The organism is Vibrio anguillarum, from assembly GCF_003390515.1.
GTDB classification, from domain to species: Bacteria; Pseudomonadota; Gammaproteobacteria; order Enterobacterales; family Vibrionaceae; genus Vibrio; species Vibrio anguillarum.
In genome coordinates, this window is record NZ_CP031479.1 from 2343117 (window position 1) to 2366346 (window position 23230).

Consider the following 23230-nt stretch of genomic DNA (forward strand, 5'->3'; position numbering starts at 1 on the left):
ATTGGAGCATTAGTGCGGAGAGATGTTCGACAAGCATTGGACATGCACTGTGATCTCTTCACGATCATGATACAAATGCTTTGCCTGCATGCGGAACTTTACATCATTTTTAATCAGAAAAACTTTCAGATTTTCAATATCTTGTAAAACTTCATCATAGCGCCCTTTCATTGGCAGCTTTAAGTTGAAGATGGCTTCTTTCGCCCAACCCTTGAGGATCCACTGCCCCATTAAATGCGCAACACGAGCTGGCTTTTCAATCATGTCACACACAATCCAAGTCACGTTCTTGCGTGGCGGCTCAAATTTAAAACCATCCTCGGCATGGTGTTTCACTTGTCCTGTGTCCATCAAACTTTCAGCCATTAGACCGTTGTCGATAGCATGAACAAACATCGAACGCTTCACCAGTTGGTAAGTCCAGCCCCCCGGGCATGCACCCAAGTCTACCGCCCACATTCCCGAAGCCAAACGTTCATCCCACTCTTCACGAGGAATAAACACATGGAAAGCCTCTTCCAACTTCAGAGTGGAACGACTTGGCGCATCGGCTGGGAATTTCAAACGAGGAATACCCATGAAAAAAGGCGAGTTATTGTTGGTGTACGAATACCCAACGAAGCAGTGTCCGGGTTGAATAAAGCAGACATGTAGCACAGGTCTCTTCGCCGACTCTTTGTTAGACAGAATCCCCTTGCCACGTAACGCTTGACGCAATGGCACGGTAAACTTACGACAAAATTTGAGCAACTCTTTCGCTTCATTGGTATCTGGCGTTTCAATGCGAATGTCACCACAACGCGGAAAACCCTCAAGTTCGGCGAGTTCAGATAAGATAGGCGAAATACGATCATCTTTAGGTAAATCGCTAAATTCCGCCGCTACCGCAAACATCTGACGAGCAAAAATAAGCGATTGGAAATCGATCTCTTTAATCAGCTTATCAGCATCACCGGCCTGATAGCACTCAAACAAAACGTAACCCGTATTGTTTTTCAAACGAGGAAAACCAAAAACCTCTAGCTTAGTCGCTTTATCTTGGATCTCTCCGGCACACTCTTTTTCAAAGCCTGCACGACAATAGAGCATTACGTGTTTCACTGGTCCACCTCTTGAATATTAAGTGCTGCATAGCCAAACACTCCCCACCCTAGCATAAAGAACACGCCACCAAATGGCGTGATCGGGCCAAACCACTTGATGCCCGTGAGTGCTAAAGCGTAAAGACTGCCGCTAAAACAAAGGACGCCGATGATAAAGCAAATTGCCGCAATGAAAAAATATTTTTGTGCTTTCGATCCCAAACGACAACGCAGCAAAATACCACACGCTAATATGGCTAAAGCATGAATCGATTGGTACTGCACTCCCGTTTCAAACACCGAAAGCAAGTAAGGGGTTAAATACGCTTTTAGGCCGTGCGCCGCAAAAGCTCCTAGAGCGACACCAACGCCCGCCATAAAAGCCGCGATAGTGAGCAATAACTTACTCTTCATCTAGCAATACCTCTTGTTCCCTTCTGGCTTTTTTGAGCATCCAATCACGGAAAGTGGCGATGCGCCCCATATCGGCCTGCTTCTCGTGACAGACCACATAGAAAGCATTTTTAGTCATCAGCACTTCGTCAAAAGGCGCAATCAAGCGACCCGCTTCCAGCTCTGGCTGAGCTAACACGTTATTCCCCAGTGCGATACCTTGCCCATGCGCCGCCGCTTGCAGCACCATGGTCGAATGGCTAAAGATGGGGCCGTGGTTGACATTCACCCCTTCAAGATCGTTCTCTTTGGCAAACTGTTTCCAATCTTTACGTGAAGTATCGTGTAGCAGAGTATGGCGTGTTAGATCGTCCAGTGTTTCTAAAGGCTTAGGGCCTAACAGCAGTGAAGGAGAACAAAGCGGGATCAAAAACTCTTGATACAACTTATCCGCGCGTAAACCAGGCCAGTTACCTCGTCCATAATAAATCGCCACATCCACATCATCGGTTAACGACCCTTCATCCATATCAACCGCTTTGATACGCACATCAATATCCGGCTCTTGCTGGTTAAAATCGGCCAGACGCGGCACGAGCCACTGAATCGCAAAACTCGGCGGTAAACTAATGGTTAATGCCCCTTTCTCACTGCGCTCTAGTACCTTATCGGTGGCTTCAGAGAGTGCGGTGAAGATATCTTTAATGTCGAGAAAGTAACTTTGCCCTTCTTCTGTCAATAGCAGAGAACGATTACGACGGCGAAATAGCTTTAACCCTAAAAATTCCTCTAACGCTTTGATTTGATGACTGACTGCGGCTTGTGTCACAAATAGCTCTTCCGCAGCGCGAGTAAAACTCAGCTGGCGAGCTGCCGCTTCAAACACTTTCAGCGAGTTTAATGGTGGCAATCTTCTGGACATAGGTACACTCAAAAATTAGATTAGTTTTTTTAATCTGAAACATTATAAATTGTCCATTGCCGAGCGGCTAGAGAAATTCTATATTTCACCCCGCAACAAGGCCTGAACGGCTTGATTCAGTTATGAATCAATTGGCTTTTGTTGCGATGTTGTGTTTGCAAACTCGTATTTCGAGTGAGGTAGAATTCTACCATCCTGTTTTGTGCAGTTATCCCCTGCACCAAAACATATACTTCCTGTATTTATTGTTTGACCTGTCTGTCAAATTCTTTAGCACCGCCCTTGGGCGGTGTTTTTTTATGTCTGTGATTAAGTCGGAGCCATAAAAAAACCGCTCACGAAAACGTGAGCGGTCGATTCTGTATCGAGATAACGATTAAGGTCGATATACCTTGATGTTGTTAAAGCCTTGCTCTTTCAAATACAAAGCTTGAAGCCGGCTCATCACACCGCGCGCACAATATAAGAGATATGTTTTCGATTGATCCAAATCGCCAAACTGAGTCGATAACTTGTAGAAAGGCAAATGTTTTACTTCCACACCTTCAATCAGCAGTGGCTTGTCATCTTCTTCATCTGGGCTACGAATATCAAGTACCACCGCATCTTTTTCGATAGCGGTCACTTGTTCAACTTCAGGTGCTTGCTCTTGGCTCTCTTTCTCAATATCACGAATATCCATTTGACGAGCGTTGTAAACTACGTGCTCTAGGATTGAGAAATCAAACTTCGCTTCTTCGGCTTCTAATTTCGCTTTCACCGCTTTAACTGTTGGGCTTTTTGAAATAACCCCACAGTATTCTGGCATCGTTTTGGCGAAATCTTCTGTTCCAATCTCACGCGCCACTTTAATAATCTCTTCTTTGTCCCAGTTGATGAGAGGACGCAAAATTAGAGTATCTGTCACACCATCAATATGACGAAGATTAGTTAGAGTTTGGCTCGAAACTTGACCCAACGCTTCTCCGGTCACTAAAGCTTCAATATTTAACTTATGAGCTATCATGCCTGCGGCGCGCATAAACATACGTTTTAGCACCACACCCATTTGGCCATCGTCTACTTTTTCTAAGATTTCAGCCACCACAGGCTCGAAATCGACCGAGATAAAACGCACTTTGGCTGAAGAACCGTATTTATTCCACAAATAATGGGCCACTTGCTTTACACCAATTTCATGCGCTGGACCGCCTAAATTGAAGAAGCAATAATGCACTTTTGAGCCACGTTTGATGTGTAAATAGCTTGATACACCCGAGTCAAAACCACCAGAAATCAAACTCAATAAATCTTCTTGAGTGCCAAGAGGGAAACCACCTAAGCCTTTATAACGGGCAATCACTTGATTGAGCAATTCATCGGCTATTTCAATATTGATGGTAACGTCCGGGTTTTTAAGTTGAACTTTTGCACTCTCAACTGCTTGGTTTAAACCACCACCAACATAACGCTCAACATCGATTGAGGTAAAATCATGCTTTCCTCGACGCTTAGCACGCACGACAAAAGTTTTTCCTTCGATGTTATTACGGCTGAGTGCTAACACTTGCTCGTAAATGTCATGCATATCCTTAAACTCAGATTGCTGCACTTCGAGCACTTGCTGGATGCCAGGAGTATGAGTCAGAATTTCAAGGACTTCTTGATAGTATTGGTCACTTTGCGCAGCCACTTCAATGTGATCGCGACGGTTAAATACCGCGACTGACTCTGTTCTTCGTTTGATGATATTACGAATATTGGACTCTAAAATTTTTGTGAAGCGCTTGCGTACTGAGTCACTTTTAACAAAAATTTCCGGATGGGGCTTAACAATAAATTTCATAGTTCTATTCGCAATCTGATTGGGCAACGTGGTGAATCAATGGGTCGCATTCTACTTGCTACTGATACACCGCTAAGGGCGCAGGATTATACACGAGGTGATAACCATAAAAAAGACGAGCCTTAGCGCTCGTCTATGTGTTTTTACATAATCCAACGTAACTTACTGAACGGATGGAACTTCATCACTGTACAGCGGTTCACCTTGCATGATACTGATTTCTACTCGGCGGTTGCGTGAACGTTCACTTTCCGTATCGTTAGAGCCGACTGGGTCGGTATCGGCCATACCACGCACCCTGAGTCGTTGATGAGAAAACCCACGAACCTTTTCCATCTCTTGCGCCACAGAAACCGCTCGTTGAGCCGAAAGATCCCAATTTGAGCGATACAATTCAGAATCGACACTTTGATTGTCGGTATGGCCAGAAATACGCACAATGCCCGGCACATCTTTAACCAGATCGGCAATTTGACGAACCAATGGACGAAACTTAGGTTGTAGAAATGCAGAACCTTCGGGAAACGCACCTTTTTCACGAATACGGATCACCAATTGCTGACCTAAGTTTTCAACTTCAATAGCGCCTTGTTCGATTTCTCTTGCTAACGCTTTTTTGATGTCCTGTTCAACAATTTCCATCTCTTGCGACATAGATTCTGCTTGCTGTTGTTGCATTTCCGATTGAGTATTTTGATTATTCTGCGTTGAAGTTTCAGGGGATTGCCCCCCCGTCAATTGACCTTCTTCACGCTGAACACCACCCGCTCGATCTGAATCCCCTTCTTGAAACTCAAGTGTCTGCTGCGTGATATCAATGGTTTGTTGCATAATGACATCAATCGGTGTCGGTTCGGGGCGGCCTGGGCGAAACTCTTGTGCAATGATGCTTGTCCCTTTAGGAATGTCTTTCACTTCCAAACGATTTTGCACACCAAAAGCAAACTTCATCGAGCCCGCTATCTGTTTAAACTTCAGTACGTCCATCTCGGAAAAAGAGAGCAGTAGTACGAAGAAACACATCAACAGCGACATTAAATCGGCAAAGGTTCCCATCCACAACGGCAAGCCGGGAGGTGGGCATTTACAGCCTTCTTCATCATCCATTACAGGCTCCGTTATTCGCTATCAACATCTAAAACACGCTTGCCTTCATTGAGGTAGTTTTTCAGATAACTATCAATGACCCGTGGGTTTTGTCCATCCTGAATAGCCAGAACACCATCCATGATTAAACGGCGGTTAAGCTTTTCTTGATCTCGGCGCAAAGCGAGTTTGTCTGCAATCGGGAAAAAAATCATGTTCGAGAGAACAGCGCCGTACAAGGTAGTTAATAAGGCAACGGCCATGGCAGGACCAATTGATTTAGGGTCATCCATGTTAGACAGCATGGCAACCAAGCCCACCAAAGTACCGATCATGCCCATCGCTGGCGCTACGTCACCAAAAGCACGAAATACGCCAGTTCCCTGTGAATGACGCTCATCAGTCAATACAATGTCTTTTTGCAACGCAGAGCGCACCACGTCAGCATCATGGCCATCCACCAGCAAATCGATCCCCTTTTGCATGAAGCTATTGGTAATTTCCATCTCTTCTAATGCAAGAAAACCACCTTTCCGCGCCGCATCAGCCATTTCTACAATTTTCGCGATCAAATCTTCAGGTTCATCGGATTTGAACATAAATGCCTTACCTGCCACCTTGGCTGCACCGAAGAATTGTCCCATCGTGAACTTCATCAATACAACAAACATTGACCCACCCACTACGATCAAGATGGATGTGACGTCGAAGAACATCATTAGGCTTCCGCCTAAAATCATCGCCATGATAACGAAAGCGAGGCCTCCGATCAGGCCTATCAGCGTTGCTAAATCCACAAAGCACTCCTCATGCTGCTTACCTGCGATAATGAGTTTAAACTCGTTATCGGCAATAGATTCAAATCTTTAAGTAAATTATTGGATCATACCGAAATTCTCTCTATTCAGTTTATACCTAAACTGAGCAAAGATGCACTGTTGCCAGCACACTGATATGGCCAAGATTCTGAGTCACCGTCACTATTTCAGTAAATATCGGTCTGGTTGCTAAGTATCGTATTATTATTTTTATTATTTGTGATAGTGACAGTTCCAAAAGAGGGACTTTTCAGACAAAAATCGTTGGTTAAATTTGACCATCACTACGCCCTAAGGTAACTTTCGTGCATATTTACCAAGATAAAAAGATTATGGCGAGCAAGAAACCTGAAAATATGTCCTTCGAAGCGACAATCGAAGAACTTGATAGCTTAGTGGAACAGCTAGAAAATGGCGATTTAGCCTTAGATGATGCGCTAAAAAAATTCGAGCGCGGAATATCCCTTGCTCGTGCTGGACAAAGTAAGTTAAGTGAAGCGGAGCAGCGAGTCAGTATTTTGCTCAGTGCGAGCGATGACGCGCCACTCTCTGACTTTACTGAACTACCTGAGTAATAGGCACGTATTACTGATACATACTTATTACTGACTCATATTTATCGATCTCATCGCTCGCTATGTGACATGAACCTGTCAATTAAGTCACAGGGAAACGGTCGATCGTAACCTAGTAGATACCACAACTTAGTAGAAAGAGTGCCCTATGATTGAGGCTCTGAGCTCCTATCAGCAAAGAAATATTGACCAATTAAACCTTTGGTTAGGCCGTTTACCGCACCAAAAACAACCGTTGATTGACGCGATGCGCTACGGTTTGTTACTTGGCGGCAAAAGAGCTCGACCTTATTTGGTGTATATCACAGGGCAAATGCTTGGTTGTACGCCAGATGAACTCGATACCCCAGCCTGCGCAATAGAATGTATTCATGCTTATTCATTGATCCACGATGACCTTCCCGCGATGGACGACGATGAATTACGTCGCGGTAAAGCCACTTGTCACATCGAATTTGACGAAGCCATCGCGATTTTAGCGGGCGATGCCCTGCAAACACTGGCCTTTACTATTTTGGCAGAAGGTCAACTCGCCGAACATGCGCAAGTCAACCGCATTAAGATGGTCCAAATATTGGCTCAAGCTTCCGGTGCTCAAGGTATGTGTATAGGGCAAGCGTTGGATCTGCAAGCGGAAAATCGTCTGGTTTCAGTGCAGGAATTAGAAGAGATCCATCGCAATAAAACAGGAGCCTTGATGCGTTGTGCAATCCGTTTAGGTGCGCTTGCGGCTGGTGAAAAAGGGCTTGCGGTACTACCACAATTGGATCGCTATGCCGATGCCGTTGGTCTCGCATTCCAAGTTCAAGATGATATTTTGGATATCGTTAGCGATACCGAGACATTAGGTAAACCTCAAGGCTCGGATCAACAACTCAATAAAAGTACCTACCCAGCGCTGCTAGGGTTACAAGGTGCTATTGATAAAGCACAAAGTCTGTTACAGGAAGCTCTTCAAGCCTTGGAAGCAATACCCTACAATACAGAATCACTCGAAGAGTTCGCCCGATACGTCGTCGAGCGCAAGAACTAAACTATAAGCGCGCAAAATTATGACTCTTGATATTTCAAAATACCCAACACTGGCTTTAGCAAATACACCCGATGAACTGCGCAGTCTGCCAAAAGAGGTTCTGCCAACGTTGTGTGATGAATTAAGAAACTACCTTCTTAATTCCGTCAGTCAGTCGAGTGGCCACCTTGCGTCAGGCTTAGGCACGGTTGAATTAACGGTTGCCCTACACTACGTCTATAATACCCCTTTTGATCAGCTGATTTGGGATGTAGGCCACCAAGCTTACCCGCACAAAATATTAACTGGTCGCCGCGAGCAAATGTCGACCATTCGTCAAAAAGACGGTCTTCACCCTTTTCCTTGGCGTGAAGAAAGTGAATATGACACGCTCTCTGTCGGCCACTCGTCCACCTCAATCAGTGCCGCCTTAGGGATGGCGATCAGTGCAGGTAAAGAAGGGAAAAATCGCAAAGTGGTGGGCGTGATTGGTGATGGTGCTATCACCGCAGGCATGGCCTTTGAAGCAATGAACCATGCTGGCGACGTTCATCCGGATATGTTAGTCGTGCTCAACGACAACGAAATGTCGATCTCTGAAAACGTCGGCGCACTGAATAACCATTTAGCGCAACTGCTTTCCGGTAGCCTTTATACCTCAATCCGTGAAGGGGGCAAAAAAGTGCTCTCTGGCATACCGCCTATCAAAGAGCTGGTACGCCGCACAGAAGAGCACTTGAAAGGCATGGTCGTACCCGGCACCTTGTTTGAAGAGCTTGGATTTAACTATATCGGCCCAGTCGATGGCCATGATGTGATTGAACTTATCAAGACATTACGCAACATGCGCGAGCTCAAAGGCCCGCAGTTTTTGCACATCATGACCAAAAAAGGCAAAGGCTATGAGCCCGCAGAAAAAGATCCGATTGGTTACCATGGCGTTCCTAAATTTGACCCGAGCCACACTAGCCTACCAAAAAGCAGCAATGCTAAACCTACTTTTTCTAAAATCTTTGGCGATTTTTTATGCGACATGGCCGCGCAAGATCCAAAATTAATGGCGATTACACCCGCGATGCGCGAAGGCTCTGGCATGGTTCGCTTTTCAAAAGAGTTCCCACAACAATATTTTGATGTGGCGATTGCTGAGCAACATGCCGTCACCCTTGCGACAGGTATGGCGATTGCGGGAGATCATCCGATAGTGGCGATCTACTCAACCTTTTTACAACGGGGTTATGATCAACTGATCCACGATGTTGCCATCATGAATTTACCGGTTATGTTTGCCATTGACCGCGCAGGGTTAGTCGGAGCTGATGGCCAAACTCACCAAGGTGCGTTTGATTTAAGCTTCATGCGCTGCATTCCCAACATGGTGATCATGGCACCCGCCGATGAAAATGAGTGCCGACAAATGCTCTATACCGGCCATAAACACACAGGGCCAAGCGCAGTGCGTTATCCTCGTGGCAATGGCATGGGAGTCGAAATCCAAACCCAATTTAGTGCGTTAGAGATTGGCAAAGGACGCATTATGCGCCAATGTGACACGGCTATCGCGAATGAAAAAATCGCGATCCTCAACTTTGGCACTTTCCTACCAAATGCGCTTGAAGCAGCCGATAAGCTAAATGCAACAGTGGCTGACATGCGATTTGTTAAGCCCCTTGATGAAACACTCATTCGCCAACTGGCTGCGCAACATGATGTGCTAGTGACCTTGGAAGAGAATGCGATTGCAGGTGGTGCGGGTGCCGGCGTCATTGAACTGATGATGAAAGAGAAAATCCTAAAACCGGTACTCAATCTAGGTTTGCCTGATCAATTCATCGCTCAAGGCACACAAGAAGAGCTGCATGCAGAATTAGGTTTAGATGCCAAAGGAATCGAGCGTTCCATTCAAGAATATTTAGCAAAGTAGCGAGCGTTTTATAAGCTGTCGGTTTTATGAACTGAAGGTTTTTATGAACCGAATAGCTCGATAAGCTACACCACTTTCAGTTACATCCCAATACTCAAAACCCTCGCATCGCGAGGGTTTTGTTTTTATATCGGCTGGCTCCACTCAAACTGAGTAAACAGCCTTTGCCATACCTCATCAAAACCAGCTTTAAGCACTAATGCTTGGCCAGTAAACGGATGAGTAAAACGTAATTCAGAGGCATGGAGCATCAGACGCTGCGCGTCATAATGATCGCGAAATAGGCGGTTGTGCTTGCCATCACCATGAGTGGTATCACCAATAATCGGATGACTCAAATGGTGCATATGACGACGCAACTGATGTTTACGGCCCGTTTGCGGCTTCATTTCCACCAAACAGTAGCGGCTGGTTGGGAAACGCCCGGTTGAATACGGCACTTCTACTGTCGCTAATGGTTGATAAGCGGTGATCGCTTCTTGGGCTTCTTTATCTTGTTTGGCAAACTTATCGGCAATTTTATCTAGCTCGATTTTGAGTGGGTAATCAAGCACATCCCCTTGTTCAATCCAACCACGCACAATCGCATGGTACGTTTTTTCCATTTGATGGTTGGCAAACATCGGCATCATTTGTGCCGCCACTTCACTGGAGAGTGCAAACACGAGCACGCCAGAAGTTGGCCTATCTAATCGATGTAGGGGAAACACATGCTGGCCAATTTGGTCGCGCAGCGTTTGCATCACAAATTGCGTTTCGTGTTTATCTAGCCATGAGCGATGCACCAGCATTCCTGCGGGTTTATTCACGGCGACCAAATCATCGTCCTGATACAGAATCTCTAACATGGTTGGCTTACCTCATCAATCAAACGTAGCAACGCAATCACCTCAGCCAATTCCGCTTGATGTTGCCATGCCTCTTCAAAATAGGGAGTGAGCGAAAACCCTTGAGGAAGCTCTGTTTGCTGCTCAATTGCCAATAACATTTTGGGGATGAAAATCCACTGCAGCCACTGCTCCGGAGTGAGGGTATCGATGGAGAAAGGCTCTGTGCTCATCAATGCGCTTTCGCTTGGCGGCTGAGATTGCCAGCACTGAGAATTGCGTAACTGAGTTTCTAGTTGCTTCAACAGGTGGGTCAGTTCTGTGCTTACTGTCATTATTCACCAAGTTAATTTGCTAAGTGACCTTGAAAATGGGCTATAGAGTACCATTTATTGTTCAAAGAGAGTTATTGATCAAAAATAGTTATTCAAGAACACAAGTTAAGGTCACTTTATCCATGGATACCATTCATACGCTTAGCCAATTGCTCACCAATAGTGGTAGCCAATATCGGATCTTTGATTTAGGAAGACGCATCTGCCCGATTGAAAATACACACTTTTCTCAAGTAGAAAAAGGTCAACAACCGTATCCCTATCCATTGCAGCGTCATGCTCATCTTGCCATCGCGTATTGGAACCAAGCCCAACAACCTTGGATCTGGTTTCTTAAATTCTCTTTGGATGAACGCGGCCTACTCAAACAAGCTGAGATAGGTAACTTCATCAAGTTTGTACTTGAAGCGATGGGGTCACGTTTGCATCAAGACCTCAGCGATGAGCAGCAGCAAAAGCTTGCCAATAACCCTTATACCTTTAAACCGAGCGACGACAAAATGGCAGTATTCCACAGCCAAATACGCGCCCAGTTGAACCTACCATCAAGCCAATATTATGAGCATGCGCAACACTATTTTAGTGGGGATTTAGGCTGGGAAAACTGGCAGACGGTCGGCTTACAAGGCATTACTGATATTTGTGCTCGTTTAAACAAAGAACAAAATAGCGTGTTACTAAGGAAAGCATTAAACCACCTCCCCGCTCAGCCTTTGTATGCCCTGCTGGGGGCGCTCGAACATAGTGCACCGTTGAATGATAAGTTGGCGCTGCGTTTGCAAGAGATGGCAATGTTGCACATCGAAAGCCACGAACCTGATCTGTTCTTACTCTCTGCCTTAGTACGAGCCTTATCAGGTGCGAATAATGCACTCACCGCGACCTTGGTTGAACGTATTCTGCAAAGCCCACGCTTGAGCCATCAAGAGATATTAATTGCCATTGCAGGGCGCTCGTGGCATGTATTGTCTAACCCATCACTTGCCGAAACGTTTTTATTACGCTTGGCGCAAACAGGCAATCAAGCCCTCTTTAACCAGCTCTTTGCTGATTTAGTGATGCTGCCAGAACTGCGAATGGTACTGCTGCCACTGCTGCATTCTAGCCCTTCGATCGAATTAGCCGATGCCTTAATTCGCTTACAGCAAGCGACCAAAACTCAATAACTGGAATGTTTATGCTAGGCGATCTATTGGCTATTTTATTACTCAGCTTGGGCTGCTTTCTTTTCTGGCAACAGCGTCGCCAAGCCGAATTAGCAAAAGCGGCGATCAGTCGAAAATGCGAACAACTCGACTTACAGCTGATCAGCGTTGCTTTTGGACGCCATAAATTCAAAACGCCAGAAGGACTCTGGCGTTGGCATACCGTTTATTGGTTTGAGTTTTCTGCGCTAGGTGACGACTGCTATCAAGGTGAATTACAAATGATAGGCTTTAGGCCATCTGCTTTTCATTTGCCGCCTCATCGTATGTAAACTCAAATTCCCAATAAGGGCCAAAAACATCTTCTTTCTCACCTAACAGCTCAAAGCCGAGTTTTTTGAGTACCGCAATAGAGGCATGGTGGCCAATATTAGCAGTGGCTGTAATTTTTTGTCGTTGCAATTGGTAGGCTGCTTTAGGTAAAAAAGCCTTCAATGCTTCAGTTGCAATGCCTTTGCCCCAATACAATTTATCAAACAGAAAACCGAGTTCTGCTCGCTCTTCGTCAAGTTCAATGAACAAATGCCCCATGTATTCGCGGTTATAATTATCTAACACCGCCATTGCGTACAAATGAGGATCATGAAGCACTCGTTGAAAAAGCTGTTTTGCTGAAGCGACCGTTTTAGGGCCATTCATCTGTGCCCGATTTTTGGCGCAACAATTGAGCATCAAAAAATCAGACTCTAACGAATCGGTGTAAGGGAGAAGAAGCGTTCTTCTTGTTACGGTTGTCACGTACAATCCTTGTTAGCCGCAAAATAATACCGAAAGACTCAACTAGGCTCAGGGCAATACGCCTTAGCCCAGATAAAATCTGGTACTCTATTTTTGCAAAGAAGCCGAAAATTAAACCAACCGAACGATGAGGTAATTGATCTAGATTGTTTTTTTGTTGTTATTATTTTGCTGCACTTATCATATGAACTTTTTTTGAAGCAACAACACGCTAAAGCCAGAATGCAAGTAATAAGAAAAGCCTCAACACGCATGTGTCGAGGCTTAAAGTCTTACTCGCAGCAGTCCAGCTACTAAATTGTGTGCTCCATGCATCATCCATAATAGTGGCCAATTCTTCGGCTCATCCTGCATCGCCATCCTAGCGGTGTCCAAACTTTCCATGGTACTAACACTCCGGTCAATACTCATCACTTGTTCCTTGAGCGGTGTCCATAACATCATCCTGATGTTGTCCTGCCTTATCCACAAGGTGTCCATCGCCAATCCATGCAGCTCGCATCCTGCCAACTGTTGTATCCTTACGCTGTCCTAGCATCCTGCGTGGTTATTCTTCGTGAACAACCTTGTCTTCTTCCTGAAGAGACCAAACCTTGGTGCTTTGTAATTCCTTGTCAGAATCCTTCCGACAGGGTTCAATTTACTCGTTTGGCTTTAAGAAACAATCACCTAAAAATATCATTTTAAAAAAAACAACCTAAAGAAATAGATATATTAATTAAAAACAAATAGTTATAAAAAAATCACCACCAAACACCGCGTTAAACACTGTGATTTCTTACAAACAATGTGCGAGATCTCTTACAACACTTCGCCACTTTTGCTCTTGGTAAATAAAAGGTAAGATCACAGCCACTCACAAAAAGGACAACCTATGCTCACAAAAGATGTCACTCAAGAACTAGAAAGCATCTTGACTCTCTTACAACAACAGGGAAAGGAACCGAGTGTGGCCTTAGTAAAGTCACGTCTTAGCACCTCAGTGCCAATGCCAGCCTTGATTGCAACCATCAAAAGTTGGAAAAATGCACACCGAGTTCCCAAAGTAGAAGTGAGCGTTAGTACGGAAAATAGCGTGAACAAGGTAGCCGAACTTGAAACGCAACTAGCCGCTTTGTCAGCCCGAGTAGCAGCCCTAGAGGCACAACTAAACGAGAAGTAATTGAATGATGAAAATTTGGGTGGACGCCGATGCATGTCCGAAAGTAATTCGTGAAACCATTGTCCGCGCAGCCGAAAGGACGGGCGTTGAATGTACTTTTGTGGCCAATCATGTTGTTCCGATTCCGCAACGATCTAACATTCGTTCACTGCAAGTCCCCAGTGGTTTTGATGTTGCCGATAACGAAATCGTCAAACGGGTAGAAGTGGGCGATTTGGTAATTACTTCCGATATTCCACTGGCCGATGAAGTGATAACCAAAGGTGGCTTGGCGCTCAATTCTCGTGGTGAGCTGTATACCAAAGAGACCATCAAGGCGCGCCTCAATATTCGAGATTTTATGGACACAATGCGATCAAGCGGTATCCAAACTGGCGGACCAAGTGCGCTTTCTCAAACAGAACGGCGCGAATTTGCCAACCATTTGGATCGCATTTTGGCTAAAGCGAACAAATAACCACGTTTTGACGGTTGGACAATCACTAGCCTGTCCAACCGTTCCTCTTCATTAGCGCTGAACCGCCTTAAATCTTGGATTAGTTTTACAAATTACATATAAACGACCGCGTCTTTTGACGATTTGACAATCTGGATGACGTGATTTTGCGCTTTTTAATGAACTTAATACTTTCATAGTTTACTCCTTACCAAACTGAGCAAAGCGACGATTGAAATTCGCCACTCGTCCTTCTTTTTGAACAACTCGCTGCTTACCGGTGTAATACGGATGCGATTCAGACGACACATCTAAGGTGAAATAAGGATAGGTGTTGCCATCTTCCCACTCGATCGTCCGATCAGTTTTTAGCGTTGAACCCACAATAAAATACTTATCCACACTGGTGTCGTGGAAAACCACTTTTTGATATGGCGGATGAATTCCGTCTTTCATCAATTTCCCCTCGCTTAAATTGTTATGTTATAACATGTCAATTAATAATCATTACCAAGAAGAAAAGCAAGCTTAAATGTGATATTTTTCTCAACCAACGTGAAAAAAGACGGATACGGATATGCACACCATTGCTCCGATTGGCACTATTGAAACGCCTTATAAAGAAAAATTTGCCGTTCCTCGCCAACCTCGCTTAGTGGCGAGCGCAAGCGCGAGAGTCAAGCTCATCGGTCACGCTAATTGCTTAGAGTCGGTGCGAGGTATCGAACAATTTAGCCATGTCTGGTTACTTTTTCTGTTTGACCAAAACCTCGATGCTGGTTGGAAACCGACCGTGCGCCCACCGCGCTTAGGCGGAAATGAGCGGATCGGCGTATTTGCTTCACGGGCTACGTTTCGACCTAACGGCATCGGTATGTCTGCCGTTGAATTGAAAGGCGTCACTCAACAAGGTGATCAGGTTTATTTGGAACTAGGCAGCGTAGATTTAGTTGATAACACACCGATCATTGACATCAAACCCTATATTCCCTATTCCGATTCGATAGCCACAGCCAGCGGTGGCTATGCCGAGAGCGAGCCCGACAAGATCGCAGTGACCTTTAGCCAAGCGGCGTTAACAGCACTGAATGCGCGTGCAGATCACGACATGGTTAAAGCCGTCATAGAGCAAGTGCTGGCTCAAGACCCTCGCCCAGCCTATAAGAAACACAAAATCGATCATAAAGAATATGCGGTAAATCTGTTCGATCTGAACGTAAAATTCACTATCGCAAACAACTTAGTCTCAGTAACCGCAATAGAACGCTTTTGACAAAGCCGATTGGCTGATATTATTAGCGGCTTAATTCTAGCCTCTCATTGGAGAGCGCTTTTAACCATAATGAAACGGATACCATAGAATGCGTACCAGTAAATATCTTCTTTCTACTTTGAAGGAGACTCCAAACGACGCAGAAGTCGTGAGCCATCAGCTCATGTTACGTGCAGGTATGATCCGTAAGCTGGCTTCAGGTCTTTATACCTGGCTGCCTACTGGTCTACGTGTGCTGCGTAAAGTCGAAAACATCGTTCGTCAAGAGATCGACAATGCCGGTGCAATCGAAACCTTGATGCCCGTTGTGCAACCGTTTGAACTGTGGGAAGAGACAGGCCGCTCTGAGAAAATGGGCCCTGAGCTACTTCGCTTTACTGACCGCCATACTCGTCCGTTTGTGCTTAGTCCAACAGCAGAAGAAGTGATCACCAGCTTGGTACGCAACGAAGTCAGTTCTTACAAGCAATTGCCGCTGAACCTGTACCAGATTCAAACCAAATTCCGTGATGAAAGACGTCCTCGTTTTGGTGTGATGCGTGCTCGTGAATTCTGCATGATGGATGCCTATAGCTTTGATATTGATAAAGCAGGCTTAGAGAAATCTTACCAAGCGATGCACGAAGCTTACTGTAAAGCCTTCGATCGCATGGGGCTTGATTACCGCCCAGTATTAGCCGACACCGGCGCTATCGGTGGTAACGGCTCTCATGAGTTCCATGTATTGGCTGAAAGTGGTGAAGACATCATCGCCTTCTCAACTGAATCGGATTACGCCGCCAACATCGAAAAAGCGGAAGCCATTGCGCCAGCCGTTGAGCGCGCCGCGCCAACTCAAGAGATGACGCAGGTTGATACGCCAAACGCCAAAACCATCGCTGAATTGGTTGAGCAGCATGGCCTACCGATTGAGAAAACAGTTAAAACACTGTTTGTAAAAGCATCTGATGAGATCGATGCCTCTATCGTGGCACTGATCATCCGTGGTGATCATGAACTCAATGAAATCAAAGCCGAGAAACTCGCTGAAGTTGCCGCTCCGCTAGAAATGGCTAGCGAAGAAGAGATTCGCGCGCTGATTGGTGCAGGCCCAGGCTCTCTTGGCCCTGTTGGTCTTGAATTGCCGTTTATCGTTGATCACAGCGTAGCCGTCATGAGCGATTTTGGCGCAGGAGCCAACATCGATGGCAAACACTACTTTGGCATCAACTGGGGCCGTGACGTTGAGCTAGCGAAAGTGGAAGACCTCCGTAACGTCGTTGAAGGCGACCCAAGCCCATGTGGCAAAGGGACACTAATGCTCAAACGCGGTATCGAAGTGGGTCATATTTTCCAATTGGGTACTAACTACTCTGAGAAAATGAACTGTGGCGTTCTTGATTCCAATGGTAAAAACACCATTTTAGAGATGGGTTGTTACGGCATTGGTGTATCACGCGTTGTAGCATCAGCCATCGAACAAAACAACGATAAATACGGCATCATCTGGCCTGACGCGATCGCACCTTTCCAAGTGGCGATTGTCCCCATGAACATGCACAAATCAGAGCGCGTCCAGCAAGCTGCTGAAAAACTGTATGCGGAACTGACCGCAGCAGGTATTGAAGTGCTATTTGATGATCGTAAAGAGCGCCCGGGTGTAATGTTCTCAGATATGGAACTGATCGGTGTACCACATACCATCATTATTGGCGATCGCAGTATGGATGAGGGCAACTTCGAATATAAACATCGCCGCAGTGGTGAGAAGTCGGCCGTCGCTATGAATGAAATAGTCTCCTTTATTAATGCTCAAATCGCCTAATAAAGTGTGCTATTGAAAAGGTTGCCTAAATGGCAACCTTTTTTATTTTGTCACCAGCCACAAAAGCTTTTTCAAGCATATTAATCTTCGATTCATCTACGGTGATCTATTCTTTAATCCATTATTAATGGAGGTGACCTATGAATCTAAAAAGTTTGCTTAACCAAGCATTGAATTCAGACATCGTAAAACAAGGTTCAAGCCAACTCGGCGCTATCACACAAGATTCAAGTAAACTCAAAACCTTAGGAGCTGGTGCACTCGGTGGTGGCCTAATCGGTTTATTGATGGGCTCGAAGAAAGCAAAAAAAATAGGCACTAAAGTGATAGGGATTGGTGGAGCAGCGGCGCTCGGCGCACTAGCCTATAAAGCGTATAATGACTGGCAAGCAAAACAAACGACCACTCAACCGCAGTCTAGCTTTGACCCTAATGATGCTAGCCACAGCACGCTGATCCTAAAAGCGATGATTGCCGCCGCAAAAGCTGATGGCCATGTGGATGAACAAGAAATGGCGAAAATTGAGCAAGCCATCTCTGAAATGGGCGCAGATAACCAATTGCAGCTGCTGGTAAAAAATGAGCTGCATAAACCGCTCGATCCCACGGCTATTGCACAGTTAGCCACAACGCCCGCACAAGCGAGTGAGCTTTATCTGGCCTCTTTACTTATCGCCGATGAACAAAATTTCATGGAAAAAGCGTATCTGAACGAGCTCGCTAAGCAACTACAGCTAGCCGACGATCTGGTCATGGCGCTAGAGCAGCAAGTGAATGCTTAAAGTTTCATCACATGCAATCAGAGCTTGCGCAAACGCAAGTTCTGATTTTGTCTTTGCCAAACGTAATGTGTATATTGAGAGCCATTATCATTAGTTAGGATTTAATCTATGCAAGTTTACGGTTGTTGTGAATTAGTGCGCGAGCTTTATGCGCAGATAGGCAGTGGTGATCAAGCTTATATTCCTCAAGCAATCTCCTGCGCCATCAAAACCTTGAATGATGTCGCAGCAGACGAATCGCTGTCAAAAGCGGTTCGAGAGCAAGCAGCCTTTGCGGCAGCTAACTTGCTGATTTCTGATTTCGAGGATAAGTGATGAATTTAGCCAATTTTGCCACAATGGATCCAATCATGCTGATGAGCATCATCAATATGAAGCTACGTGATGATTTTAATGGCGATCTTGATAAGCTGGCGGATGACTTTGATATCGATCGGGCAGCATTAGAGGCTCGCTTAGCCAGTGCAGGTTTTGAGTTTTTACCGCAAATCGGTCAATTTCGTTAAGGCATAAAAAACCCGCTAATTTAAAGCGGGTTTTCGTTCAAATAACAGTTCTTAAAGCACAGCACTCAGATTTTTTGTACTAAGCTTTTTTCTCTTTTCTTGCCAGAGCCTTACGCTCATTGCGTTTCGCTTGGTTCTCAATAAAGCCACTGAGCTCTTTTTCCGCCCAAGCTTGTGCTTGTGCTTCGCTTTCAAAACCCATTTCGCGCTTTGAAACAACACTTCTGCGAGAGGTCACTTGACGTACGATTTCCGCCGCCCAACCATTGCGCTTTTCAGTCACTTTGATGGTAAATTTTTTACTTTCTGACATTTTCGTTTTCCTAAGGGAATAATAAGGGATTACTCATCAACGTTTGTCGCGCGCCATTATATTATATGGCGGCGGATGTTGAACACCATCCCTTGGTAAGCGCGGCATTAGAGCACAAATCACAATTTTTTTCTGCATTTTTTACAAAAAATTCATCCTCAAAGTAAACAAAAAAGCCGCTGAGTTGCAGCGGCTGGAATAACAAGACTAAGTCGTTTCTCTCACTGGCGACAAGGTGAGTTACCCTAAGTTCTTACGTGCATTTTGGAACATACGCATCCATGGGCTGTTTTCACCCCAAGAATCAGGATGCCAAGAGTTCGCTACCGTGCGGAACACGCGCTCTGGGTGCGGCATCATGATCGTCACACGGCCATCTTGAGTCGTTAAGCCTGTAATGGCATTTGGTGAACCATTTGGGTTGTTCGGATATTGCTGCGTGGCATGGCCGTTGTTATCCACAAAACGCAGCGCAACGGTGCCCGATTGTTCAATCGCCGTTAAATGTGCTGTATCACGAACTTCAACGCGCCCTTCGCCATGCGAAACCGCAATCGGCATGCGCGAGCCAACCATCTCATTAAAAAACAGTGAATCAGATTGCTGCACTTCCACTAAGCTAAAGCGCGCTTCAAAACGCTCTGATTCATTGCGCACAAAACGCGGCCATAAATCCGCGCCGGGGATTAACTCTTTCAAATTCGACAGCATTTGACAGCCGTTACACACTCCTAGCGAGAAAGTATCTTCACGTTGGAAGAAACGTTGGAACTGTTCACGAGCTTGTACATTAAACAGCACTGATTTCGCCCAGCCTTCGCCCGCGCCCAATACGTCACCATAAGAGAACCCACCACATGCGACGAGGCCTTGGTACTCTTCAAGCACCGCTTGACCCGTTAAGATGTCGCTCATGTGTATATCGGTTGTTTCAAAGCCTGCGCGATCAAACGCTGCCGCCATTTCAACGTGTGAGTTAACCCCTTGCTCGCGCAAAATAGCCATTTTTGGCTTCACGCCTTTAGCAATATACGGTGCCGCAACATCTTGTTGCACGTCAAAGCTCAAACTGACGTTAAGACCTTTATCACTGTTATCTTGTTTTGCTGCAAACTCTTGATCCGCGCACTGCGGGTTATCGCGTAGCGCTTGCATTTTATGCGTAGTTTCAGCCCAAATGGTGCGAAGTTCGGTGCGGTTACGCACAACAATAGGTTGTTCACCAGCGGTAATGGCTAGTTCATCAGAAGCGTCAACACGACCGATAACGTGTGAACACGCTTGTAAACCATGCGCCGTTAGCGTCGAGATCACCGTCTCTAAATCGTGGTGACGAACTTGAATGACTGCGCCCAGCTCTTCATTGAATAACGCGGCCAACGCATCATCACCTAGCGCGGCGATATCGGCTTTCACGCCACAATGACCAGCAAAGGCCATTTCAGCTAGAGTAACGAATAGACCACCGTCACCTTTATCGTGATAGGCAATAATCTGCTGATTCGCGACCAAGGTTTGGATCGCTTCATAGAAAGCTTTAAGCTGCGCCGCATTATCTACGTCTGCGGGTTTATCACCCAACTGTTTGTAGACTTGTGCTAACGCCGTTGCGCCCAAGCGATTCTTACCATTACCTAAATCAATCAAAACCAGTGAGGTTTCGCCCTTATCGGTTCTTAACTGAGGGGTGATGGTGTTACGTACATCTTCAACACGAGCAAATGCCGTGATCACCAATGATAGCGGAGAGGTCACTTCTTTTTGTTCGCCATTTTCATCCCATTTGGTCTTCATCGACATCGAATCTTTACCCACTGGGATAGTCAGGCCGAGCGCAGGACAAAGCTCTTCACCGACCGCTTTTACTGCCTCATACAAACCAGCATCTTCACCTGGGTGACCCGCTGGTGACATCCAGTTCGCCGACAACTTAATGTGTTTGATATCACCGATATGGGTAGCGGCAATATTGGTGATCGCTTCGCCCACGGCTAAACGTGCCGATGCCCCAAAATCCAGCAAGGCAACTGGCGTGCGCTCACCCATCGACATCGCTTCGCCATGGTAAGTATCATAACTTGCCGCAGTGACCGCGCAGTTTGCTACTGGCACTTGCCACGGACCAACCATTTGGTCACGAGCGACCAAGCCAGTGACGGTTCGGTCACCAATGGTGATGAGGAAGGTTTTTTCTGCAACCGCAGGGAGACGCAGTATACGATCAATCGCTTCGTTCAATTCGATATCACGGCGATCAAGTGCTGGATTATTAACTTTCAGCGTCTTCACATCACGATACATTTTAGGTGTTTTGCCAAGCAATACGTCCATCGGCATATCAATTGGCGTATTGTCGAAATGTGAATCTTCCAATTTCAGTTCACGCTCTTCAGTGGCAATGCCCACAACAGCATAAGGCGCGCGCTCACGTTGGCAAATGGCGTCAAAGCGCGCCATGTTTTCTGGCGCTACAGCCAGTACGTAACGCTCTTGTGATTCATTACACCAAATTTCAAGCGGGCTCATTCCCGGCTCATCGTTAGGTACATCACGCAGTTGGAAAATACCGCCACGTTCACCATCATCAACAAGCTCAGGCAATGCGTTTGAGATACCACCAGCGCCCACATCATGGATAAAAGCGATCGGATTCGCCTCACCGAGTTGCCAGCAGCGATCAATCACCTCTTGGCAGCGGCGTTCCATCTCTGGGTTTTCACGCTGTACCGACGCAAAATCAAGATCTTCCGCAGATTGACCAGATGCCATCGAAGAAGCGGCGCCCCCACCAAGGCCAATGTTCATTGCTGGACCACCGAGTACAATTAAGCTCGCGCCAACAGGGATCTCTTTTTTCTGCACATGCTCGTCGCGGATATTCCCCATCCCACCAGCAATCATGATTGGTTTGTGATAACCACGCACTTCTTCACCTGCGTGAGAGTTAACTTTCTCTTCGTAAGTACGGAAGTAACCTAACAAGTTGGGACGACCAAATTCGTTGTTAAAAGCCGCGCCACCGAGCGGGCCTTCCAGCATAATATCGAGTGCCGTGACAATGCGCCCCGGTTTACCAAAATCCGTTTCCCAAGGCTGCACAAAATTAGGAATACGCAAGTTTGAAGTAGTAAAACCGACTAACCCGGCTTTAGGTTTTCCACCAATACCCGTTGCACCTTCGTCACGAATTTCACCACCGGAACCCGTTGATGCGCCCGGCCAAGGAGCAATCGCCGTCGGGTGGTTGTGTGTTTCCACCTTCATTAAAATATGCGCTTTTTCATGGTGATAACCATATTGGCGTGTCTCTGGATCAGGGAAAAAACGCCCAACTTCTGAACCCACCATGACGGCGGCATTATCTTTATAGGCAGACAGCACGTGATCAGGAGTCACTTCATAAGTGTTTTTGATCATCTTAAACAGCGATTTATCTTGCTTAACGCCATCAATAGTCCAATCGGCATTGAAGATTTTATGGCGACAATGCTCAGAGTTTGCTTGAGCAAACATCATTAATTCGATATCGGTTGGATTACGCTCAAGCTTAGTGACGAAGCTTTCGAACAAATAATCAATTTCATCGTCAGCCAATGCAAGCCCAAGGGTAACGTTTGCTTTTTCAAGCGCTGAGCGGCCGCCATTCAGCAAGTCGACGTACGCTACGGGAGCAGGTTCAGCGACTTTAAACAGTGAAGTTGCTGATTCGAAATCGGTAAACACGACTTCCATCATTCGGTCGTACAGCAGGGAATAAAGCGTAACAAGTTGCGGTTGAGAAAGTTCGCGATCTAATTCGATGTAGTAAGCCGTGCCTCGCTCTAAGCGCTTCACCTCATTCAAACCACAGTTATGCGCAATATCCGTCGCCTTGGAAGACCAAGGCGAGATGGTTCCAGGGCGAGGAGTGACCAGTAAAAGAAGACCTTGTGGCTCATGTTCTTGAATCGTTGGGCCATAAGTGAGTAGTTTCTCTAATTTTTCAAGGGATTGAGCGTCTAAATCCGCAGAGAGATCAGCAAAATGCATGAACTCCGCGTAAATACCCGATACAGGCAGTTGCTGTTCACGACAAAGTTCAACGAGTTTGTTAACACGAAACTCAGAAAGCGCTGGGGAGCCACGCAAAATTCTCATGTGCTTAGGTCTCTTATACAGTGGGTTGAGGTGTAATTGGAATGAATTCAAAATCATTAAAATACAATAAGTTAA

At 45.8% G+C, this 23230-nt stretch carries 25 protein-coding genes; 12 read left to right on the forward strand and 13 right to left on the reverse strand.

All coding sequences use genetic code 11. The features are described 5' to 3' along the window. Positions 1-9: 9 nt before the first annotated feature. From rlmM to pomA, 6 genes are all read right to left on the reverse strand, one after another. Positions 10-1101, reverse strand: a complete 1092-nt coding sequence (gene rlmM, locus DD616_RS13980) for a 23S rRNA (cytidine(2498)-2'-O)-methyltransferase RlmM (protein ID WP_208871818.1) — start codon at positions 1099-1101, stop codon at positions 10-12. Then, entirely contained in the window at positions 1098-1496 is a 399-nt protein-coding gene (locus DD616_RS13985) for a DUF423 domain-containing protein (protein ID WP_013857395.1), read from the reverse strand. The genes rlmM and DD616_RS13985 overlap by 4 nt, the downstream gene beginning before the upstream one ends. Continuing rightward, complete coding sequence (locus DD616_RS13990) at positions 1486-2397, reverse strand: transcriptional regulator GcvA (RefSeq protein WP_026027676.1); 912 nt, start codon at positions 2395-2397, stop codon at positions 1486-1488. The genes DD616_RS13985 and DD616_RS13990 overlap by 11 nt, the downstream gene beginning before the upstream one ends. A gap of 376 nt (positions 2398-2773) precedes the next feature. Next, positions 2774-4222, reverse strand: coding sequence for a tRNA uracil 4-sulfurtransferase ThiI (thiI, locus tag DD616_RS13995; RefSeq protein ID WP_026028114.1), 1449 nt, complete (start codon positions 4220-4222; stop codon positions 2774-2776). A 162-nt stretch (positions 4223-4384) separates the two neighbouring features. Continuing rightward, positions 4385-5329, reverse strand: a complete 945-nt coding sequence (locus tag DD616_RS14000) for a flagellar motor protein MotB (protein ID WP_017044193.1) — start codon at positions 5327-5329, stop codon at positions 4385-4387. Between the two features lie 11 nt (positions 5330-5340). Continuing rightward, positions 5341-6105 (reverse strand): flagellar motor protein PomA, encoded by a 765-nt coding sequence (gene pomA / locus DD616_RS14005; protein WP_013857399.1) that lies wholly within the window; start codon positions 6103-6105, stop codon positions 5341-5343. A 353-nt stretch (positions 6106-6458) separates the two neighbouring features. Between pomA and xseB the strand changes: the two genes are divergently transcribed. From xseB to dxs, 3 genes are all read left to right on the forward strand, one after another. Then, the gene (gene xseB, locus DD616_RS14010) at positions 6459-6701 is read left to right on the forward strand and encodes an exodeoxyribonuclease VII small subunit (protein ID WP_010319093.1); all 243 of its coding nucleotides are present in this window, start codon (positions 6459-6461) and stop codon (positions 6699-6701) included. 148 nt (positions 6702-6849) lie between these two features. After that, positions 6850-7734 carry a (2E,6E)-farnesyl diphosphate synthase gene (gene ispA, locus DD616_RS14015; RefSeq protein ID WP_208871819.1) on the forward strand — a complete coding sequence of 295 codons (885 nt, stop codon included), beginning with the start codon at positions 6850-6852 and terminating at the stop codon, positions 7732-7734. Positions 7735-7753: 19 nt separating this feature from the next. After that, on the forward strand, positions 7754-9637 hold the full coding sequence (gene dxs / locus DD616_RS14020; protein ID WP_013857403.1) for a 1-deoxy-D-xylulose-5-phosphate synthase: 1884 nt from the start codon (positions 7754-7756) through the stop codon (positions 9635-9637). A 125-nt stretch (positions 9638-9762) separates the two neighbouring features. Here dxs and truC read toward each other — a convergent pair whose 3' ends face one another. Both truC and DD616_RS14030 read right to left on the reverse strand, forming a co-directional pair. Continuing rightward, positions 9763-10485 carry a tRNA pseudouridine(65) synthase TruC gene (gene truC, locus DD616_RS14025; protein ID WP_017045581.1) on the reverse strand — a complete coding sequence of 241 codons (723 nt, stop codon included), beginning with the start codon at positions 10483-10485 and terminating at the stop codon, positions 9763-9765. Further along, complete coding sequence (locus tag DD616_RS14030; protein WP_019282952.1) at positions 10479-10799, reverse strand: YqcC family protein; 321 nt, start codon at positions 10797-10799, stop codon at positions 10479-10481. Before DD616_RS14030 ends, truC begins: the two co-directional genes overlap by 7 nt. Positions 10800-10921: 122 nt before the next feature. Here DD616_RS14030 and DD616_RS14035 point away from each other — a divergent pair, with 122 nt between their 5' ends. Together DD616_RS14035 and DD616_RS14040 are read left to right on the forward strand one after the other, a co-directional pair. Continuing rightward, positions 10922-11965: a DUF3549 family protein gene (locus DD616_RS14035; protein ID WP_208871820.1), complete on the forward strand. Its 1044-nt coding sequence runs from the start codon at positions 10922-10924 to the stop codon at positions 11963-11965. 11 nt (positions 11966-11976) lie between these two features. Next, complete coding sequence (locus DD616_RS14040) at positions 11977-12276, forward strand: DUF3301 domain-containing protein (protein ID WP_017045584.1); 300 nt, start codon at positions 11977-11979, stop codon at positions 12274-12276. On the opposite strand, the gene DD616_RS14045 is transcribed toward DD616_RS14040, so the two are convergent. Beyond that, on the reverse strand, positions 12236-12748 hold the full coding sequence (locus DD616_RS14045; protein WP_013857407.1) for a GNAT family N-acetyltransferase: 513 nt from the start codon (positions 12746-12748) through the stop codon (positions 12236-12238). The genes DD616_RS14040 and DD616_RS14045 overlap by 41 nt on opposite strands. An 868-nt stretch (positions 12749-13616) precedes the next feature. On the opposite strand from DD616_RS14045, the gene DD616_RS14050 reads away from it, so the two are divergent. Further along, positions 13617-13904 carry a hypothetical protein gene (locus tag DD616_RS14050; protein WP_208871821.1) on the forward strand — a complete coding sequence of 96 codons (288 nt, stop codon included), beginning with the start codon at positions 13617-13619 and terminating at the stop codon, positions 13902-13904. A gap of 7 nt (positions 13905-13911) precedes the next feature. Continuing rightward, positions 13912-14361 (forward strand): YaiI/YqxD family protein, encoded by a 450-nt coding sequence (locus DD616_RS14055; RefSeq protein ID WP_026027673.1) that lies wholly within the window; start codon positions 13912-13914, stop codon positions 14359-14361. A 51-nt stretch (positions 14362-14412) separates the two neighbouring features. Here the strand turns inward: DD616_RS14055 and ykgO are convergent, their stop codons facing one another. Beyond that, positions 14413-14538: a type B 50S ribosomal protein L36 gene (gene ykgO, locus DD616_RS14060; protein WP_010319082.1), complete on the reverse strand. Its 126-nt coding sequence runs from the start codon at positions 14536-14538 to the stop codon at positions 14413-14415. A 3-nt stretch (positions 14539-14541) separates the two neighbouring features. Further along, positions 14542-14796 (reverse strand): type B 50S ribosomal protein L31, encoded by a 255-nt coding sequence (locus tag DD616_RS14065; RefSeq protein ID WP_010319081.1) that lies wholly within the window; start codon positions 14794-14796, stop codon positions 14542-14544. A 121-nt stretch (positions 14797-14917) separates the two neighbouring features. On the opposite strand from DD616_RS14065, the gene tsaA reads away from it, so the two are divergent. The 5 genes from tsaA to DD616_RS14090 all read left to right on the forward strand — a co-directional run bounded on the left by tsaA (position 14918) and on the right by DD616_RS14090 (position 18705). Then, complete coding sequence (gene tsaA, locus DD616_RS14070) at positions 14918-15613, forward strand: tRNA (N6-threonylcarbamoyladenosine(37)-N6)-methyltransferase TrmO (protein WP_047688902.1); 696 nt, start codon at positions 14918-14920, stop codon at positions 15611-15613. An 88-nt stretch (positions 15614-15701) separates the two neighbouring features. Then, positions 15702-17417, forward strand: coding sequence for a proline--tRNA ligase (locus DD616_RS14075; RefSeq protein ID WP_017047972.1), 1716 nt, complete (start codon positions 15702-15704; stop codon positions 17415-17417). Positions 17418-17557: 140 nt separating this feature from the next. Continuing rightward, positions 17558-18199: a tellurite resistance TerB family protein gene (locus DD616_RS14080; RefSeq protein WP_208871822.1), complete on the forward strand. Its 642-nt coding sequence runs from the start codon at positions 17558-17560 to the stop codon at positions 18197-18199. A gap of 108 nt (positions 18200-18307) precedes the next feature. After that, on the forward strand, positions 18308-18514 hold the full coding sequence (locus DD616_RS14085) for a YaeP family protein (RefSeq protein WP_208871823.1): 207 nt from the start codon (positions 18308-18310) through the stop codon (positions 18512-18514). Continuing rightward, a complete protein-coding gene (locus DD616_RS14090; protein WP_026028112.1) occupies positions 18514-18705 on the forward strand; it encodes a DUF4250 domain-containing protein in 192 nt (63 codons plus the stop codon). The genes DD616_RS14085 and DD616_RS14090 overlap by 1 nt, the downstream gene beginning before the upstream one ends. A gap of 79 nt (positions 18706-18784) precedes the next feature. Here the strand turns inward: DD616_RS14090 and DD616_RS14095 are convergent, their stop codons facing one another. Both DD616_RS14095 and purL read right to left on the reverse strand, forming a co-directional pair. Next, positions 18785-19018: a DUF3622 domain-containing protein gene (locus tag DD616_RS14095; RefSeq protein ID WP_010319076.1), complete on the reverse strand. Its 234-nt coding sequence runs from the start codon at positions 19016-19018 to the stop codon at positions 18785-18787. 240 nt (positions 19019-19258) lie between these two features. Next, positions 19259-23155, reverse strand: a complete 3897-nt coding sequence (gene purL / locus DD616_RS14100) for a phosphoribosylformylglycinamidine synthase (protein WP_094163630.1) — start codon at positions 23153-23155, stop codon at positions 19259-19261. Between the last annotated feature and the right edge of the window lie 75 nt (positions 23156-23230).